The 17,644-nt window shown below is 73.2% G+C and carries 16 protein-coding genes and 1 pseudogene; 8 read left to right on the top strand and 9 right to left on the bottom strand.

Annotation, left to right across the window (positions count from 1 at the left end):
- Nucleotides 1–22: 22 nt before the first annotated feature.
- Nucleotides 23–2,827 (bottom strand): penicillin acylase family protein, encoded by a 2,805-nt coding sequence (locus ACFC09_RS40155; RefSeq protein WP_376537041.1) that lies wholly within the window; start codon nt 2,825–2,827, stop codon nt 23–25.
- Between the two features lie 253 nt (nt 2,828–3,080).
- Here ACFC09_RS40155 and ACFC09_RS40150 point away from each other — a divergent pair, with 253 nt between their 5' ends.
- Both ACFC09_RS40150 and ACFC09_RS40145 read left to right on the top strand, forming a co-directional pair.
- Entirely contained in the window at nt 3,081–3,683 is a 603-nt protein-coding gene (locus ACFC09_RS40150; RefSeq protein ID WP_376537039.1) for a hypothetical protein, read from the top strand.
- Between the two features lie 223 nt (nt 3,684–3,906).
- A pseudogene (locus ACFC09_RS40145) lies at nt 3,907–4,359 on the top strand (hypothetical protein); the annotation flags it as partial.
- A gap of 125 nt (nt 4,360–4,484) precedes the next feature.
- Here ACFC09_RS40145 and soxR read toward each other — a convergent pair.
- Complete coding sequence (soxR, locus tag ACFC09_RS40140) at nt 4,485–4,946, bottom strand: redox-sensitive transcriptional activator SoxR (RefSeq protein WP_376537037.1); 462 nt, start codon at nt 4,944–4,946, stop codon at nt 4,485–4,487.
- A 189-nt stretch (nt 4,947–5,135) separates the two neighbouring features.
- Here soxR and ACFC09_RS40135 point away from each other — a divergent pair, with 189 nt between their 5' ends.
- On the top strand, nt 5,136–5,597 hold the full coding sequence (locus tag ACFC09_RS40135; protein WP_376537035.1) for a MaoC family dehydratase: 462 nt from the start codon (nt 5,136–5,138) through the stop codon (nt 5,595–5,597).
- Nucleotides 5,598–5,652: 55 nt separating this feature from the next.
- Here ACFC09_RS40135 and ACFC09_RS40130 read toward each other — a convergent pair whose 3' ends face one another.
- The 3 genes from ACFC09_RS40130 to ACFC09_RS40120 form a co-directional block, all read right to left on the bottom strand.
- Nucleotides 5,653–6,276, bottom strand: coding sequence for a TetR/AcrR family transcriptional regulator (locus ACFC09_RS40130; RefSeq protein WP_376537032.1), 624 nt, complete (start codon nt 6,274–6,276; stop codon nt 5,653–5,655).
- Nucleotides 6,277–6,350: 74 nt separating this feature from the next.
- On the bottom strand, nt 6,351–6,638 hold the full coding sequence (locus tag ACFC09_RS40125) for a YiaA/YiaB family inner membrane protein (RefSeq protein ID WP_376537030.1): 288 nt from the start codon (nt 6,636–6,638) through the stop codon (nt 6,351–6,353).
- Between the two features lie 177 nt (nt 6,639–6,815).
- The gene (locus ACFC09_RS40120; protein WP_376537043.1) at nt 6,816–7,967 is read right to left on the bottom strand and encodes an acyl-CoA dehydrogenase family protein; all 1,152 of its coding nucleotides are present in this window, start codon (nt 7,965–7,967) and stop codon (nt 6,816–6,818) included.
- 112 nt (nt 7,968–8,079) lie between these two features.
- Between ACFC09_RS40120 and ACFC09_RS40115 the strand changes: the two genes are divergently transcribed.
- Both ACFC09_RS40115 and ACFC09_RS40110 read left to right on the top strand, forming a co-directional pair.
- The gene (locus ACFC09_RS40115) at nt 8,080–8,724 is read left to right on the top strand and encodes a TetR/AcrR family transcriptional regulator (RefSeq protein WP_376537028.1); all 645 of its coding nucleotides are present in this window, start codon (nt 8,080–8,082) and stop codon (nt 8,722–8,724) included.
- A gap of 296 nt (nt 8,725–9,020) precedes the next feature.
- Complete coding sequence (locus tag ACFC09_RS40110; protein ID WP_376537025.1) at nt 9,021–9,815, top strand: ArsR/SmtB family transcription factor; 795 nt, start codon at nt 9,021–9,023, stop codon at nt 9,813–9,815.
- Nucleotides 9,816–9,941: 126 nt separating this feature from the next.
- On the opposite strand, the gene ACFC09_RS40105 is transcribed toward ACFC09_RS40110, so the two are convergent.
- From ACFC09_RS40105 to ACFC09_RS40090, 4 genes are all read right to left on the bottom strand, one after another.
- Nucleotides 9,942–11,024 (bottom strand): Zn-dependent alcohol dehydrogenase, encoded by a 1,083-nt coding sequence (locus ACFC09_RS40105; RefSeq protein ID WP_376537023.1) that lies wholly within the window; start codon nt 11,022–11,024, stop codon nt 9,942–9,944.
- A 15-nt stretch (nt 11,025–11,039) separates the two neighbouring features.
- Nucleotides 11,040–12,428: an aldehyde dehydrogenase family protein gene (locus ACFC09_RS40100; protein ID WP_376537021.1), complete on the bottom strand. Its 1,389-nt coding sequence runs from the start codon at nt 12,426–12,428 to the stop codon at nt 11,040–11,042.
- Nucleotides 12,429–12,593: 165 nt separating this feature from the next.
- Nucleotides 12,594–13,211, bottom strand: coding sequence for a TetR family transcriptional regulator (locus ACFC09_RS40095; RefSeq protein ID WP_376537019.1), 618 nt, complete (start codon nt 13,209–13,211; stop codon nt 12,594–12,596).
- A gap of 299 nt (nt 13,212–13,510) precedes the next feature.
- Nucleotides 13,511–14,134, bottom strand: a complete 624-nt coding sequence (locus tag ACFC09_RS40090; RefSeq protein ID WP_376537017.1) for a hypothetical protein — start codon at nt 14,132–14,134, stop codon at nt 13,511–13,513.
- A 203-nt stretch (nt 14,135–14,337) separates the two neighbouring features.
- Here ACFC09_RS40090 and hmgA point away from each other — a divergent pair, with 203 nt between their 5' ends.
- The 3 genes from hmgA to ACFC09_RS40075 are packed head-to-tail and all read left to right on the top strand — an operon-like array spanning nt 14,338 to nt 17,634.
- Nucleotides 14,338–15,654 (top strand): homogentisate 1,2-dioxygenase, encoded by a 1,317-nt coding sequence (gene hmgA / locus ACFC09_RS40085; protein WP_376537015.1) that lies wholly within the window; start codon nt 14,338–14,340, stop codon nt 15,652–15,654.
- A 27-nt stretch (nt 15,655–15,681) separates the two neighbouring features.
- Nucleotides 15,682–16,431 (top strand): GntR family transcriptional regulator, encoded by a 750-nt coding sequence (locus ACFC09_RS40080; protein WP_376537013.1) that lies wholly within the window; start codon nt 15,682–15,684, stop codon nt 16,429–16,431.
- Nucleotides 16,432–16,473: 42 nt separating this feature from the next.
- Nucleotides 16,474–17,634 (top strand): type ISP restriction/modification enzyme, encoded by a 1,161-nt coding sequence (locus tag ACFC09_RS40075; RefSeq protein WP_376537011.1) that lies wholly within the window; start codon nt 16,474–16,476, stop codon nt 17,632–17,634.
- Nucleotides 17,635–17,644: the final 10 nt, after the last annotated feature.

The raw sequence follows: 17,644 nt of genomic DNA, 5'->3' as shown, positions 1-17,644 counted from the left end.
GCCCGCCGCCGTCACCGTCGGATCACCGGTGCGAGGCGAACTCCACCACCTGCTGGTAGGTCGGCCGGTTCTGCCAGCTGATGGTGCCGTGCTTGATGCCGCCCAGGGTGCGCTGGTTGATCGAGTCGGCGCACCACTGGTCGCCCGCCGAGCACAGGTCGTCGCCCGGGTAGACCTGGGCCGCGGTCAGGCCGGCCGCCTGCTTGAGCGTGCTGATCAGGGCGTCCCGGCAGGCGCTGAGGCTGCCGCCGCCGCAGTACTTCTGGGCGAGCGGCCCCTGCACGGGCTCACCGAGCACCGCGCGGATGTCCTTGTCGACATAGCTCCACCAGCCGTACTGGAAGGAGCTGCCCGCGTGCGATCCGGTCGGGCCGTGCCCGGCCGACGGCGCCTCGTCCACCGACAGGTTGTTCGTGAACGCGGTGTACAGCTCGCTGCCCAGACCGGGTTCGAACTCGGCCTTCGCCAGCAGCGGCCACCAGGCGTCCAGGATCCGGACGGCGTCGGCGTTCGCGTACTTCTTCGAACCCGCGGACGTCTCGGTGCGCTTGGCGCCCGCCGTCAGCCACGTCTGGAGGCTGCTCACCGCCGCCGCGGCCGTGGAGTCCGTGACCGGCGAGCTGTTGATCACCTTCAGCAGGTCGGGCAGCACGTCCTCGGCGCGCAGATCGGCGAGCGCCGCGTCCGCCATCGCCTTCACCAGCGACGTACGGGTGACCCCGCCGGCCTGGACCAGCTTCTTCACTCGGTCGTCGAGGAGGTTGCCGCGGTGCACCGAGCCCTCGCCCCAGGACGCGGCCGCGTAGTCCTTGGCCTGCCTGTTGTTCCAGGAGATGTAGTAGTCCTGGTCGACGGAGTTGGGGTGCTGGGCGGGCGGTGTGTAGTCGGCGGTGTTGCCCGCCGGGTTCCAGCCCCGCCACTCGTACGCGGGCTGCGCCCACACCGGGAACTCGCCGTCCACACCGCTCGCCCGCACCGGGTTGCTGCCGCTGTTGTAGTAAGCGGTGTGCTGCGCGTCGGCGTAGAACCAGTTGAAGGTGTAGTTGATGTGCTGCGCCGCGGCCTGGAAGTCCGCCGGGCCCTTCACGTAGTCCGGGTCGTTCAGCATCTGGAAGCCGATGATCGAGTCGACTTCGTGCTGGTAGGAGGAGCGCAGGCTGGTGTAGGCGACCTTCTTGCCGCCGACGGTCGCCCGGTACTCCACGGGTCCGTACTTCGTGCGCCAGACCCGCATCGTGTACGACCCGGCCGCGGTGCCGTCGGCGACGGTCGGCGTCCAGGAGTTCTTCTGCTCGATCTTCTCCATCGCGGTGCAGGTGCCGTGGTACAGGTAGTGGTAGTCGTCCTGGCAGAGTTCGACCGCGTAGCTGTCGATGATGTCCTGGCCCGAGGTCGTGGCACTCCACGCGTAGTCCTGGCCGCGGCCCAGCTCGACGTACATGCTCAGACCCGCGAAGGAGGCGCCGCGGGCGCTGATGCCGGGGCCCTGGATCTCCTGGAGCATGAGCAGCTGGGGCGCGAAGTAGCCGGTCTGCGGTCCGAAGACGGCTATCGGCTTTCCGCTCGCCGTGTGCTTGCCGCTCACCACCAGGGCGTTGGACATGCCGCGCCGGGCGGAACCGAGCGCCGTGTCGGCGGCCTTGGTGGAGGTGCCTTCGGCGCTCGCGGAGGCGGCGCTGCCGGTGCGGTCGTAGACCAGCGGTTCCTGGACGGCCGAGCCCGCGTCGGGCAGGGCCTCTCCCTTGGCGTCGGCGGGTTTGGTGGCGTACGGGAAACTCTCGCCGTCGTGCACGGTGAGGACGGCCTCGGGGTCGTTGCGCTCGCGGAAGGACTCCCAGACCCGGGTGCCCTCCTCGACGCCGAACTTGGACTGGGCGGCCATCAGGGAGAGCGCGTTGTCGACCTCGCCGCCACCGCCGGCGCCGAACAGCGAGCCGACGACGGAGGCGAGCGCCACCAGGTCGGTGACCTTGAAGTGGTCGATGGTGCCGGCGTTGGTGATCGCGTCCTTGTGGCCGGTCAGCACGTACTCGCCGGGGAAGTAGCGGCCGCTGTCGGAGGCGTCGATGTAGGCGTTGATACCGGCTATGTAGGCGTTGACATCATCGAGGGCCTGCTGCCCGCGGGCGCCGTTCTGGGCGACGGCGCTGTCGATCTGGGCCTGGAGGTCCGCCTCCGTGTAGGGGGCGCTGCGGTAGAACTGCTGCTCAAGGCCCTGGTTGGCGGCGGCGCCGCCCGCGAAGGAGGTCAACTGGCCGCGGCCGACGTGCCGGAAGAGGTCCATCAGCCACAGCCGGTCCTGGGCGGCCGCGTAGCCTGCTCCGAACTCGGTGCCGTAGCGGGTGGTGCCGGTGATGTGCGGTACACCGGTCTTCTTGTCCCGGACGATCGTGACGTCGGTGCGGCCGGCCGGCTTCTCGCTGGAGGCGACCTGGTCGGCGGCGACCCCGAACGACGCGTCGTTGAAGAAGGTGTTGATCTTCGCGTCGGTGAGCCCGGAGTAGCCCGTGGCCAGGTTGGCGTAAGGGCCGAGCTGGTCCTCGGCGTGGTCGGGCTGGGTGCCGAATGCCTGGTTGAGCAGGATCTGCGCGAGGGTCGCGTTGCCGTTCTGGCCGGGCGGGAGGATGTCGGAACACCGTCCGCCGCAGTAGTCGGCGGCGGCCGCCGCCCGGGTCGCCGTCGGCTCCGCCGCCGCCACCTGCTGGGTGAGCGGGGAGAGCAGACCTGCGATCAGAGCACATACGGACGCCGTCTTCAGGAACCCGGTGCGTCTGCCGGGAGTTCTCAGTTTGTCGAACAACACGTTGTGTGGGGTGCGCCGTGCCATGGCAGCTCCTACCGACGGGGGTTGGCCGGACGTTACCGCCGGTATCCCCGAGAGTGAAGATGAACATGCGTCACTTTTCGGAGTCGCCGCAGCCGTTGTCCGCCGTCAAGCGGGGGCGCCTTATGGCGGGCATCGGAAATCGGATGGAGCCGAATCGCGCATCGGTACGTCTATTCGGCGACGTCGCGCGAGTTCCGACCACGACGCCGAAACGACCGAAAAACAGGTGCAGGTGTGACGGAGGTGCAGAGCGATGGCTGGTTTCCGGAGTCTGGCGAGACAGGTGGGCGACCCGCGGTGCGACCTGGCGCTGAGGCGCTACTCACTCCGCAAGTGCCTTGAGCGTTTCGCCCCTTATGGGCACAGAGCGACATGGGACCATCTGTGCTCGCGGGCCGGGTTCGACCCGGAGGACCGATCTCCCGATCCGGCGCGTCTGGTGGCCGCGCTGGAGGAGCTGGAAGAGGCACGCGCGGTCTGGCTGGGCTACGAGGGGGAGTTCGCCCAGCGCCGCAGGAGGGAGAAGCAGGACGGGCTGCGCCGACCGGGCAGCGTGGACGACTGGCACCGGCTGACCTGGGGCGGATTCGGGGTCGCCTGGTGCGACGACCCGCGGGTCCACCCCCGTGAACCACTGGCCGAAGTACTGCGGCGACTGATCGCCGCACTGAACCGCGCACCGGGATCGACCTGCCCGGTGTGCGCAGGAGAACGCCTCGTCTGGAAGTACGACCTCGACCACGAACCCTCATCCGGCCCGGTCTGCACGGAGTGCGGGATTCTCGTACCGCGACCCGTGCTCACGCCCGAGGCGCTGGCGTACGCGCGGCGTGGGCGGCTGCTCATGTCGGCCTGACCGACCGGGGGTGCGCCGGGGATGCCGCACCCCCTGTCCTGGCCCGACCCGAAACACCCTTGTCCTGTCCACACCTTTATGTCCGGCCCATTTCAGAGCATTCGACTCACACCACCCCAATTCACTAAACTCTTCTGTTTGTTCTCATGTGCTTTGCCAAGTCTCATTCCCGGCGGGCCTTTCCGGCCAGTTCGTCGGGATCTCACGGCGTCGACGCGACCTTGAGTGGTCGGCGCTGCCGGACCACGGCTGCGTCACCCGGCACGAGGACGGCGCGGAGGAGATCGCCGGACCGCTGATCGACCGGGGCGTCGGCGTCGAGGCGGGCATCCGGTCGGGGACGGACGGTGCGGCCCGCTTCGCGGCCTCGCCCCTCGCACGGAAGGTGCTGCGGGTGCCGGCCGAGGTGACCGGCCCGGACCCGGACACCGCCCCGGAGTCGGCGCGTGCGCTCCTCGCCGACCTGGGTTCCGCCGACGGCGGGCCCGTGCTGCTGCACGGCGAGTGCCTGGGCGCATGGCCGGTGCTGCGGCCGGCCGGGCGGCTGCGGCGGGCCACGCGCATCGGTCCGGAGGACACCCTGCTGCTGCCGGGCGGACAACCGGCCCGCTCCGACGCCGAGTTGGTCACGGCCGGCCTCACCGAGTACCGCCGCAGCCGGGCCCGGGGCGGATGACTGACTGCCCGGGAGCAGGCAGTCACGCCCGCGCCACCAGAAGCGAGCGGTCACGGCGCCGTCGTGGCGCACGGGCCAGGTGGCGGCCACGGCCCGCGCGGCGCTCAGCACCCCGCGCTCCCTGCTCAGTGCTCGCGTTCCGCCATCAGACGGGACCCGGAGCCGCGAGCGCCGAAGGCGTCGTCCGGGTTCGACAGGACACAGCTCTCCAGGGAGAGGCAACCGCAGCCGATGCACTCGGTGAGGTGGTCGCGGAGCCGGTTCAGCTGGCTGATCCGCTCGTCCAGTTCGGAGCGCCACGCCTGCGAGAGCCGGGCCCAGTCCTCGCGGGTCGGGGTGCGTTCCTCGGGGAGTTCGGCGAGGGCCTGACGGATCGTGGCCAGCGGGATGCCGACCCGCTGGGCAGCCCGGACGAAGGCGACGCGGCGCAGCGTGTCACGGGTGTAGCGGCGCTGGTTGCCGGAGGTCCGGCGGCTGCTGATGAGCCCCTTGGACTCGTAGAAGTGCAGGGCCGAGACGGCGGCGCCGCTGCGCGCGGACAACTGGCCGACGCTCAGCTCATGGATCTTCTCCGTGATCTGGGGCACCCCGCAGAGCCTACCCACCGCTCCAACCGGGCGTTCCGTTGACATTGCCCCCCGCTCCGGCCGGACGTTCCGTTGACATCGCCCCCGCTCCGGCCGGGCGCTGCCGTTGACATTGTCCCCCGCCCCGACCATGCTAAGCAGTTGCTTAGCGGTGAGCGATGTCGAGCAGGAGAGGCCGGGACGAGGAACATGGCAGAACCGAGGATCTTCACCTCCGCCGACGAGCTGAAGGCGGCCGTGGGCGAGCAGCTGGGACACACCGACTGGCTGGAGGTCGACCAGAAGCGGATCGACCTGTTCGCGGAGGCCACCGGTGACCACCAGTGGATCCACGTCGACCCGGAGAAGGCCGCCGCCGGGCCGTTCGGCGGCACCATCGCGCACGGGTACCTGACCCTGTCGCTGCTGCCCCTCTTCGGCCCGCAGCTGCTCCGGGTGGACGGCGCGACGATGGGGGTCAACTACGGCACCAACAAGGTGCGGTTCCCCGCGCCCGTCCCGGTCGGGTCCCGGCTGCGCGCCACCGCGCGGATCACCAGCGCCGAGGACGTCGCCGGCGGTGTCCAGCTGACCGTCGTCTTCACCGTGGAGCGGGAGGGCGGCGACAAGCCGGTGTGCGTGGCGGAGTCGGTCTCCCGCTACTACCTCTGAGACCGCGCCTCGGCGACCGGCGCGGCCGTCGGGCACCGCCCGGCGGACCGGGGCCTTACCCGGCCCCGACCATCCGCAGCACGAGGTCGGCGTAGAGCGCGCCGACCTCCTCGGGGGTGCGGGGGCCGTCCACGTTGAACCAGCGGGCCACGTCGATGCACAGGGACAGCACCGCGAGGGTCGTGCCGTGCACGTCGAGGACGTCGAACTCACCGGACGCCACGCCGTCCTGGACGATCCCGCGCACCTCGGCGTCGACCTGGCGGCGCAGCGCGAGGATCTCGGCGCGGGCGTCCGGGCCGAGCGCGTCCAGTTCGTACTGCACGACCCGCGCGGTGGTCCGCCGTCCGGCGTGCCAGCGGACGAAGGAACTCACCGCGTCGGCCAGCCGCTCCGTGGCGCTGCCCGGGCCCCGCGCGGCCGTGCGCAGGATGTCCAGCGCCTTGTCGTGGCCGATGCGGCTGATCCGGTGGAGGAGCTCTTCCTTGGTCTTGTAGTGGATGTAGAGCGCGGCCGGGCTCATGCCGGCGCGGCCCGCGATGTCACGGGTCGTCGTCGCGTGGTAGCCCCGCTCGGCGAAGGCGTCCACGGCGGCGACGAGCAGCCGCCGGGCCGCGTCAGGGGTGACCTCGTCCCACGGCTCGGCCTCGCCGCCGGCCGTCTCCTCCGCCGTACTCATCGCTCGTTCGCCCCTCTCGGTGACAGGAGCTACACCATACCGTCCGCGGATGAGCGAGCGCTTAGCATGCCCGCTCAGAGCTTCTCGAAGGGGTCGTGCTCGGCGAGCAGCTTCTCCAGCCGGGCCTGGTCGACCCGGCTGACGATCCGCCCGGCCTCCTGGCGGTCCCGGATCACCTTCGCCAGGGTGAAGGCGGAGGTCACCAGGTACAGGACCGCGATCCCGAGGAAGGCGCGCACCCAGCCGTCGGTGCGCAGGTGGTAGATGCCTGCGGAGGTCGCCGCCAGGGCCACGGCGAAGGAGGCCACGGCCTGGCCGTAGAACGCGGTGGTGCTCTGCTGCTTGACCGGTGTGTCGCTCATGGGGACGAGCTTCGGCACGCCCGGCGCGCGGCGCATCCGTCCGGGTACTCAGACGGCTACTCACGCATCGGCGCCCGCGGCCCACCGGCACCCCACCCCGCACGCGTCGGCGCCCGCGGCCCACCGGCACCCCACCCCGCACGCGTCGGCGTCCCGGCTCGTCGGCACCCCCGGCGCTCAGAACGCCGAAACCCCCGTCAGCGCCCGGCCGATGAGCAGTTTCTGGATCTGGCTGGTGCCCTCGTAGAGGGTCATCACCCGGGCGTCGCGCAGCAGTTTGCCCGCCGGGAACTCGTCGATGTAGCCGTAGCCGCCGAAGACCTGAAGGGCGTTGCCGGCGGCGCGGACGGCCGCCTCGGAGGCGAAGAGTTTGGCCTTGGAGGACTCGACGGCGAACGGCAGGCCGCGGTCGATCAGGTCGGCCACCCGCCAGGTCAGCAGCCGGGCCGCGTCCACGTCTACGGCGATGTCGCTGATCAGCTCCTGGACCAGTTGGTGGCGGGCGATGGGCACGCCGAACTGCTCGCGCTCTCCGGCGTAGCCGACGGCCGCGTCCAGCGCGGCCTGGGCTATGCCGACGCAGCCCGCCGCCACCGACATCCGCCCTTTGGCGAGCGCCGACATCGCGACCGCGAAGCCCTTGCCCTCCGGGCCGAGCATCGCCGAGGCCGGGACGCGGACGTCCGTCAGGACCAGTTCGGCCGTCGCCTGGCCGCGCAGGCCGAGCTTTCCGTGGATGGCGCGGCGGGTCAGGCCCGGGATGCCGGTGGGCACCAGGAAGGCGGAGACGCCCTTGTGGCCGGGCGCGTCCGTGGAGCGGGCGAAGAGAAGGACGACGTCGGCCCAGGTGCCGTTCGTGATGAAGGTCTTGGTGCCGTTGACGACGTAGCAGTCGCCGTCGCGCACCGCCCGGGTGGTCAGGTTGCCCGCGTCGGAACCGGTGCCCGGTTCGGTCAGACCGAAGCAGCCGAGGTACCCGCCGGACGTCAGCCCCGGCAGCCAGCGGCGCTTCTGCTCCTCGCTCCCCCAGGCCGCCACCGACTTCGCGACCAGCCCGAGGGAGACGGACACGATGCCCCGGACCGAGGAGTCGCCACGGCCCAGCTCCTCCGTGACCAGGCAGTACGCCAGGTGGTCGCCGCCCGAGCCGCCGTACTCCTCGTCGACGGTGAGGCCGAGGAAGCCGACCTCGCCGAGCTTCTTCACGATGCCCCGGTCCACCTCCTCGGCCCGGTCCCAGGCGGTGGCGTGGGGGGTGATCTCGCGCTCCACGAAGTCCCGCGCGAGCTGCCGGACGGCGGTCTGCTCCTCGCTGAGTCCCAGGTTCACCACGAGATCACCCCTGCGGAAGACGGATTCCTGAACGCCACGGCCCTGCCCTGGGCACCAGGACTTTAAATTACCACTGCTAGTTTTTTGTCGCAGCCCTACTATGTGCGCCATGGCCCGACCGCGCAAGCCCCTCCTCAGCACCGACCGGATCGTCCGGACGGCACGGGAACTCGTGGACGCGGAGGGCCTCGCGGCCGTCTCGACCCGCCGGCTCGCCGCCGAACTCGGCGTGAGCGGGCCCTCGCTCTACAACCACTTCCGCACCAAGGACGAGATCCTGGAGGCGGTCGCCGACTCGGTCAGCGGCCAGGTCGACCTGTCGATGTTCGAGGACGGCCGGGACTGGCGGGCCGCGCTGCACGACTGGGCCGTCTCCTACCGGGCCGCCCTGCGCGACCACCCCCACCTCGTACCCGTCTTCGCGCGCGGTCCCGGCCGCCGGCCCGCGGCGCTGCGCCTCGCCGACGCCGTCTACGGCGCGATGGTCGACGCCGGCTGGCCGCCCGCGCAGGCCACCTCCATCGGCGCGCTGATGCGGTACTTCGTCATGGGCTCCGCGCTCGGCTCGTTCGCCGGGGGATTCGTGGACGACGAGAGCGCCTACGACCCCGCCGACTACCCGCACCTCGGACAGGCCCACCGCCTGGCCGAACAGCAGGAGAAGATCGACGAGCGCGCCTTCGAGACGGGGCTGACGGCCCTGCTGGACGGGCTGGCACAGCAGTACGAGCGGGTCGCGCGTTCGCAGCGGTGACCGCTCGCCCAGGTTAGGCCGCGGCGATCCGGTGCGGTGACCGCGGGCCCGGTGCTGCGGTGACGGCGAGCCCAGCGCGGTGACGGTGCGACCGGCGCGGTGACGCGGCAGGCCGGTACGGCGACCCGACCGGTGGAGAAGCACTGGTGCGGTGACAGGGCCCGCCCGGTACGTCTGCGGCGGACCGGTGGGCCGACGGACCGATGCGACGGCGGCCGGTCCGGTGCGACGTGGGTGCGCGGCGGTGCGGTGACGGTTCGGCGGCGGCCGAACCGTCCATGGGTGATCCTGGGGACATGACCGTCGAAGACCCTCGGGCCCCGGGACTCGCGGCGCTCGCCGGACTGCTCGCCGACGAGACCCGGGCGGCCTGCCTGCTGGCCCTGCTGGACGGGAGGGCCTGGACCAACGGCGAACTCGCCCGGCACGCCGGGGTCGCCGCGTCCACGCTCAGCGAGCACCTGGGCAAGCTGGTCGCGGGCGGCCTGCTCGCCGAGGAACGGCAGGGGCGGCACCGGTATGTGCGGCTCGCCGACGAGCGGGTGGCCCAACTCGTCGAGGAGCTGACCGCCCGGGTCGGCCCCGAGGCGGCGGCACGGCGCCCGCGCACGCTGCGGGAGGCGGGCGCCGGATCCGCGCTGGCCCGCGGGCGCACCTGCTACGACCACCTCGCCGGGCGGCTCGGCATCGCGATCACCGACGCGCTGACCGCGCGCGGGCTGCTCGGCCTCACCGGCGGGCCGGCGGGCGCCGCCGCGGCCGGTCTCCCGGTACCGGTCGGGGCGGCGCCACGACCGGCGCGGGCGGAGCGGACCAGCGGGTTCGCGCTCACGGACGCGGGACTCCAGTGGTTCGGCGACGTCGGCATCGGGCTGCCGCGCACCGGCCGCCGGCCGCTGGCCCGCGCCTGCCTCGACTGGACCGAGCGCCGCCCCCACCTGGCGGGCGTCGCGGGCGCCGAGCTGTGCCGGCACGCCCTGCACGCGGGCTGGTGCGTGCGCATCGGCTCCGGGCGCGCCGTGAAGGTGACGGGCGCCGGCGAGCACGCGCTGTCGCGACTGCTGGGCATCGACCCCGGCACACTGCGCTGAGCCGGACTGCCCCGCACCCGGCACCCGGCACCCTGCGCCGAGCCGAGCCGAGCCGGTCCGGCACGGGCGCGGCGGGCGCGGGCGCGGCGCCGAGCGGCCCCGTCAGCGCGGCACCGGCTCGGCAGCTCACAGGAGCACCAGCGCCCGGCCGCCCCTGCCCGTCAGCATGTTGTCGAAGGCCGCCGGGATGTCCGCCAGGGCGATGCGGTCCGTCACCAGCCCGGACAGGTCCAGCCGGCCCGCGCGTACGTGCTCGGCGAGGAGCGGCAGGTCGCGGGCCGGGTCGCTGTTGCCGTAGACGCAGCCGGTCAGGGTACGGCCCCAGTGGAAGATCTCCAGGGCGTTGAAGGTGATCTGCTCGTCCTTGCCGCCGATGCCGACCACCGTGGTCCGGCCGCCGCGGCGGGTGGACTCCCAGGCGGCCCGGATGGTGGCCGCACGGCCCACGCACTCGATGCCGACGTCGACGCCCTGCTTGTCGGTCAGGGCCCGGATCCGGCGCGGAACGGTGGCGTCGGCGAGGAGGAAGTCGGTGGCGCCCGCGCCACGCGCCAGTTCCTCCTTGTACGGGGAGGCGTCGACGGCGACGATCCGCGCGGCGCCCGCGATCCGCGCCGCCTGGAGTGCGGCGAGGCCCACTCCGCCGGCCCCGAACACCGCGACCGTCTCCCCCGGCCGCACCCGCGCCGCGTGGTGCACGGCGCCGTAGCCGGTCAGCACGGCGCAGCCGAGGAGGGCGGCCTCGGCGAGCGGCACGCCGTCGGGCACCGGCAGCACGCAGGCCGCCGGCACCACCGTCTCCTCGGCGAACGCGGCCACGTTGAGGCCGGGATGCAGGTCGGTGCCGGTCACGGTGCGGGCGTACACGTCTGCGGCGCCGTTCAGGGCGTTGGCGCACAGCCACACCTCACCGAGCGCACAGGCGTGGCAGCGACCGCAGGACGGCGCCCAGTTGAGGACGACGGGGGTGCCGGGCGCGACCCCGGTGACCCCTTCGCCCACGGCGGCGACCGTACCGGCGCCCTCATGGCCGAGGACGGCCGGGACCGGCACCCGCATGGTGCCGTCGGAGAGGGACAGGTCGGAGTGGCAGACGCCGACGGCCGCCAGGCGCACCCGGACCCGGCCGGGACCCGGGTCCGGCAGGTCGATCTCGGTGATCTCCAGCGGGGCCCCGACGGCGGGCAGGACGGCGGCTCGTACGGCCATGGCTGTTGAACTCCCTCAGAACTGGAGCGACTTGGTCTGGAGGTACTCGGTGAGCCCGTGCGTGCCCAGTTCCCGGCCCACTCCGGACTGCTTGTGGCCGCCGAAGGGGGCGAGCGGATTGAACCGGCCGCCGTTGATGTCGACCTGCCCGGTGTCCATGCGCCGCGCGAAGGCCACCGCCCGTGCCTCGTCGCCCGCCCAGACGGCGCCGGCCAGGCCGTAGACCGTGCCGTTGGCGATGCGCAGCGCGTCCTCCTCGTCGGTGTAGCGGAGGATCGTGAGGACCGGGCCGAAGATCTCCTCCTGCGCGATGCTCATCTCCGGTGTCACGTCCGCGAACACCGTGGGGCGTACGTAGTAGCCCTTCTCGCGCGGGGCGTCGGCGCCGCCCGCGACCAGCCGGGCGCCCTCGGCCCGCCCGCGCTCGATGTGACCGCGCACCCGGGCCCGCTGCTCGGCGCTGACCACCGGGCCGATGCGGTCGCCGTACTTGGCCGCCGCGGTCTTCGCCAGCGCCACGGCCTCGTCGTACTGGTCGGTGTGCACGAGCATCCGGGTCCAGGCGCTGCACGTCTGCCCGGAGTTGGCCATCACGTTGGCGACGCCGACGGCCACGGCTCGGGCGAGGTCGGCGCCGGGCAGGATGACGTTGGCGGACTTGCCGCCGAGTTCGAGGGCGACCTTCTTGACGGCCGCGCCCGCGGCGGCGCCGATCCGCCGGCCCACGGCGCTGGAGCCGGTGAAGGAGACCAGATCGACGCCCGGGTGCTCGACGAGGGCCTGTCCGGCGACCGGGCCGAACCCGGTGACCAGGTTGAACACGCCGGCGGGCAGGCCCGCCTCGTGCACCGCCTCGGCGAACAGCTGGGCGACGAGCGGGGTGTTCTCGGCCGGCTTGAGGACCACCGTGCAGCCCGCGGCCAGCGCCGGGGCGACCTTGGCGACGATCTGGTGGAGGGGGTAGTTCCAGGGGGTGATCGCGCCGACCACGCCGACTGGTTCGTGGTGGACGACCGAGTTGCCGACCCGCTCCTCGAAGACGTGGGCCGCGGCCAGTTCGGCGTAGGAACCGGCGACCGAGATCGGCAGGGCCGCGTGGACGGCACGGGAGAACTCCAGCGGCGCGCCCAGTTCCGCGGTGACCGTCTCCGCGATCTCCTCCTTGCGGGCGGTCAGGACGTCCCGCAGGGCGGCCAGCCGGGCGGCCCGGTCGGCGGGCGCGGTCGCCGCCCACCCGGGGAGGGCGGCCCGCGCGGCGCGCACGGCGGTGTCGACGTCCGGGGCGGCGCCCGCCGGTACCCGGCCGACGACCTGTTCGTCGACGGGGTTCACCACCTCGATCACGTCCCGGCCCGCGGCGGGGCGCCAGGCGCCGTCGATGTACAGGGCGTCGTGTGCCTTCATGGTGCGTCCTCCTGGCGGGCGGTCGTCCGATCACAAACTAGCGGTGTTAGTTTTCTGGCGCCAGGGGTCGCGCGGCGTCGCCCGGGACGGGACCGGCGCCGACGACGGCCGGAGGCGGTCGGCGCCGGCGGGACGGACCTGGAATCCGTCCGCACGCCCCGGCCGTCAGTCCAGCACCCGCGCCAGATACGCGCGCAGCAGTTCCCGGGTCTCGGCGATGATCGCCTCGTCGCCCTCCGGGGCCACCCGGAAGGCGAGGTGCACGAGGGTGTCGGCGGTCTCCACGGCGACCAGGAAGATCCGTCGCAACTCCGCGTCGGGGGCGCGGCCGAGATAGCCGGCGAGCAGGGCGGTGAGGTTCTCCGCGACGCGGTGGTTGGGCTCCGCGGGCCGGTCGCCGACCGGGATCTGGTTGCCGAAGTCCACCAGGGAGAAGCCGGGCGCGGTGCGCTTCATGGCCAGGTACTCGTCCAGCACGGCGTCCACGGCCGCCCGCCAGTCGCCCAGCCTTGCGCCCTTCAGGCGCCGGGTGACGCGCTCGGAGTAGCGGTCGAGGTTGCGCTGGGCGAGGGCGTCCGCCATCTGCCGTTTGTTGCCGAAGAAGCGGTACACGGAGCCGATGGGCACGCCGGCGCGCGCCGCGACGGCCCGGGTGCTGAGGGCGTCGTAGCCGACCTCGTCGAGGAGGTCGGCGCAGGCGTCCAGGATCCTGGTCAGCCGCTCGGCACTGCGCCGCTGGACGGGGGCGCGGCGCAGCGATGTCGCGTCGGGCACGGGCTTCATGATGCCTTTCGGGCGGAATCCGGTGAACCTCTCCCCACAGTACGGAGGTCGGCGGCCCGTGCGTCCACCCGCACCCGCGCCCTTGCGCGCGACCGCCGCACCGCACCGCTCCCCCGGGACGCAGCACCCGTCCGGGTCGGCGCCGATCCCCCGGCCGAACCGCCCTCAGGGCCACCCCGACCTCCCGGCCGAACCACCCCTCGGAGCTGCCGCCCCCGCTCCCCGGGCCGATGCGCTCCTCAGGACCGGCCCCCGCTCCCCCGGGCCGCGCCGTGCGCCGGGCACCGGGTCCGCCGGGTTCACTTGCCGGCGCCGCTCCCCACCGCCGGTGCGCCCGGTGGGACGGTCGGGGCCGGGGCGGTCCCGACGCCCGGCGAGCCGGCCGGGAAGGACCCGGCCCCGGGGCCGGATCCGGACCCGGTCTCCGCCCCCGACGCGGTGACGTCGGCGGTGCTCTCGACCGCCTTGCCGTGCACCGCCCACACCGTGCCGTCGTCGGCGTACAGGCGCGCGGTGATCTGATGGGTGCCCTGCGGGATGAGCCGGGCGGCGAGGTGGTGGCTCGGGGTGCGCAGCCGGGCGACCTGCTCGCCGTCCACGAACAGGTGGGCGAGACCGCGACCGGTCCGCGCCCGCTCCGTCGCGCCGCCCGCCGAGAACCGGAAGTCGTGGACGGTCAGCCGTACGTCCCAGCCGCCGACGGCGTCGGGGGTCACCTCGATGCCGACGCCGGGTGCGCCGTCCTCGGGCACCTCGCGGTAGCGCCGGTCCTGGTCGTCCCTCTTGTCGAGCAGCCGGCCCGCCGGCACGGACGGCTTCGCGCCGCCCCCGTCGTGCGCCGCGCCGGTCCCGCATCCCGCCACGCCGACCGACAGCAAGGCGCAGACGGCGAGCGTGCTGAGCGTTCCACGGGTCCACGGCATGCGAGGGAGCGTAGAACACGGGTCCGGGGCCCCGGATCCCCCTGGAGTCGGGGGTTCCGGCCGGCGTCCTCCCTCTCAGGGAGCAGCCGGACCGTCCGTCGGCCGCGGGACACGCGAAACCCCTTGTGCCCGCGCAACCGTATTCCTATGGTGATCAATAGGAATGGTGAGGGCACCGGATCCGGGTTCGCGAGGGAGCGATCATGAGCGAGGACGCGCGCAAGACCGCCGAGGGACTGGCCTATCTCTGCGGCTTCGGCAACGAGCACACCTCGGAGGCGGTGCCCGGCGCCCTGCCGGAGGGCCGCAACTCGCCGCAGCGCGCCCCGCTCGGGCTGTACGCGGAGCAGTTGAGCGGCACGGCGTTCACCGAGCCGCGGGCGCGCAACCGCCGCTCCTGGCTGTACCGCATCCGCCCGTCCGCCGCGCACCCGGCGTTCACCCGCACCGACAACGGCGGGCTGCGCACGGCCCCGTTCGCCGAGACGGCGCCCGACCCGAACCGGCTGCGCTGGAACCCGCTGCCCGCGCCGCCCGCCGGGACGGACTTCCTCGCCGGGCTGTGGACCCTCGGCGGCAACGGCGACGCCACCGTCCGCAGCGGTATGGCGGTGCACCTCTACCACGCCAACGCCTCGATGGAACGGGTCTTCGGCGACGCCGACGGAGAGCTGCTGATCGTGCCGGAGCGCGGCGGGCTGCTGCTGCGCACGGAACTCGGCCTGCTGCGTGCGGAGCCCGGCCACGTGGCGCTGATTCCGCGCGGGGTGCGCTTTCGCGCGGAGCTGCTGGACGAGACCGCCCGCGGCTACGTGTGCGAGAACTACGGCTCGCCGTTCCAGCTGCCGGACCTCGGTCCGATCGGCGCCAACGGGCTGGCGGGCGCCCGGGACTTCCGGGCGCCCCTCGCCGCGTTCGAGGACGTCGAGGGACCGGTGGAGGTGGTGAACAAGTTCTGCGGCAACCTGTGGACCGCCGTCTACGACCACTCGCCGCTCGACGTGGTCGCCTGGCACGGCAACCACGTCCCGTACGTCTACGACCTGCGCCGCTTCAATGTGCTCGGAACCATCTCGTACGACCACCCGGACCCGTCGATCTTCACCGTGCTCACCTCGCCCTCCGACACCCCCGGGCTCGCCGGTGTCGACTTCGTGGTGTTCGCGCCGCGCTGGCTGGTGGGCGAGGACACCTTCCGGCCGCCCTACTTCCACCGGAACGTGATGAGCGAGTACATGGGCCTGATCGAGGGCGCGTACGACGCCAAGGCGGAGGGTTTCGTGCCGGGCGGCGGCTCGCTGCACAACATGATGTCGGCGCACGGCCCGGACCGGGCCACGTTCGACCAGGCGAGCACCGCCGAGCTGAAGCCGCAGCGGATCGACGACGGCCTCGCGTTCATGTTCGAGACCCGCTGGCCGGTCACGCTCACCGCGCAGGCGGCCCGCGCAAACCACCTCCAGCAGAACTACGACGGCGTCTGGCGGGGCCTCGAACGACACTTCCGCCCGTTGCGCTGAACGGTCGCGACAGGTACGGATAGCCCGGTGACATCATTCGCCCCGGACTCGATCGTCCTGAACCGCAAGCTGCCGCTCTGGTATCAGGTGTCGCAGTCCCTCCGCGCCTCGATACTCGGCCGCTCACCCCAGGACTCGCTGCGGCTGCCCACCGAGGAGCGGCTCGCGGAGCACTACGGGGTGAGTGTGCTGACCATGCGGCAGGCGCTGAAGGAGTTGGAGGGCGAGGGGCTGATCAGCCGGCACCGCAGGCGCGGCACGTTCATCGAGCCCGGCGCACGGCGGGGCTCCCCGGTGCGGCTGCTCGGCTCGGTGGACGCGATCGTCGCCCAGCAGTCCGGGATGACGACCGAGCTGCTGGAGCGCGGTCCGGCGGCGGTGCCGGGCGAACTCGCCGAGTACTTCCCGGACCTGGCCGAGGTGGAGACGTACCACCGGCTGCGGTGCGACGAGGGCAGCGGCGAGCCGACCAACCACGCCCGCAACTACGTCCGTCCGTCGCTGGCCCGGCGCTTCGCCCCGGAGGACCTGGTCCGCTGGCCGATGACGAAGGTGCTGCGGGACGTCGTGGGCGCGGACATCGGCCGCATCACGGACACCGTGGAGGCCCGGCTCGCCGACCCGGAGACGGCACGGCTGCTCCAAGTGCCGTTGCTCAGCCCGATCCTGCACTACACGGGCGTGATCTACGACGCGGCGGGCCGGGTGCTGGACGTGGCGGTCATCCACTACCGCGGGGACCGCTTCTCCTTCACGGTCACCCTCGAAGCCACCTGACCCCGGCGGCTCCGGGCCCGCCCGCGCGCGGAAGGTCGTACCATGCCCAGCGTGACGCACGACGACGCTCCGCTGCTCGCGGACCTCATGCCGTGGTCCGTCGCACCGCCGCGGATCGGCCGGGGGTGGCCGGCGGCCCCCGACCCCGGTTCCCTGCGGGCCCGCTGGGACGCCCTGGTGAAGGCCGCGGGTCCGGACCGGGAGACCCTGTTCGAGCCGACCCGTTCGCGCACGCTGCACTCGGCCGTCGGCCAGTTGCCCGGCCAGCCCGGTGGCACCGAGCGGCTGGCACGGGCGGCGGGCCCGTGCCCCGAGCCGGTCCGCGTGCTCGCCGCGCCCTTCGACGAGCAGTGGCTGATCCCCGACCAGCGGCTGATCGACTCGGCCCGCCCGGAGCTGTGGCGGGTGACGGACGGACACCAGGTGTTCGCCGTGGAGACGGCCGAGGAGGGACCGGGCCCGCTGCTCCTGGCGACGTCGCTGCTGCCCGTCCTGCGCCCGGGGCGCGTCCGGCCGCTGTACCGGCGGCCGGGCGGCCACGAGCCCAATCTGGCGCCCGGCCTGCTGGACCACCTGGGCGCCCGCCTGGGCCTGTCCCCCACGCCCCTGGACGTGCTGGCCTGGGTGCTGGCGGCGGCCCGTCCGGGCCCGGCGGTGCCGCTCACCGAGGACCCCGGACTGTGGTCGCGGGGGGTGGCGCTGGGCCGTCGCCTGCTGTGGCTGATGCGCCGCGACGGCGAGCGCCCCAAGCTCCCCGGCGGCCGCCGCCCCTACGTCCGCGCCCCGCTTCCACCGCGCCCCGAAACCGTCGGCTACGACCGGGACGAGGAGTGCCTCCGGTTCGACGAGGGCCGCATCGCGCCGGTCCCGCCCGGGGCCTGGGACTTCGAGGTGTCCGGAGTGCGGGTGCTGGAGGAGTGGTTCACCGCGCGGACGGCCGCGGCCGCGCCCGGCACCCTGGCCGCCGTCCGCCCGGCGGTCTGGCCGCAGACCTGGACGTCGGAACTGCTCGAACTGATCACGGTGCTGGCGCTGCTGGCGGACCTGCGCTCGGAGCTGTCCGAGTTGACGGTGACCTCCCCGATCACGGCCGCGGAGCTGCGCGCGGCGGCCGTGCTCCCGCCGCCGGACTTCTCCCGCCGGCCGGCCTCGGTCCTCGACCACCACGAGGAGGGCCCGGAGGGCCAGTTCGCGCTGATCTGAACGGGCCGGA

Source organism: Streptomyces sp. NPDC056161 (assembly GCF_042268025.1).
Lineage (GTDB): Bacteria > Actinomycetota > Actinomycetes > Streptomycetales > Streptomycetaceae > Streptomyces.
This window is presented reverse-complemented; position numbering and strand designations above follow the sequence as displayed.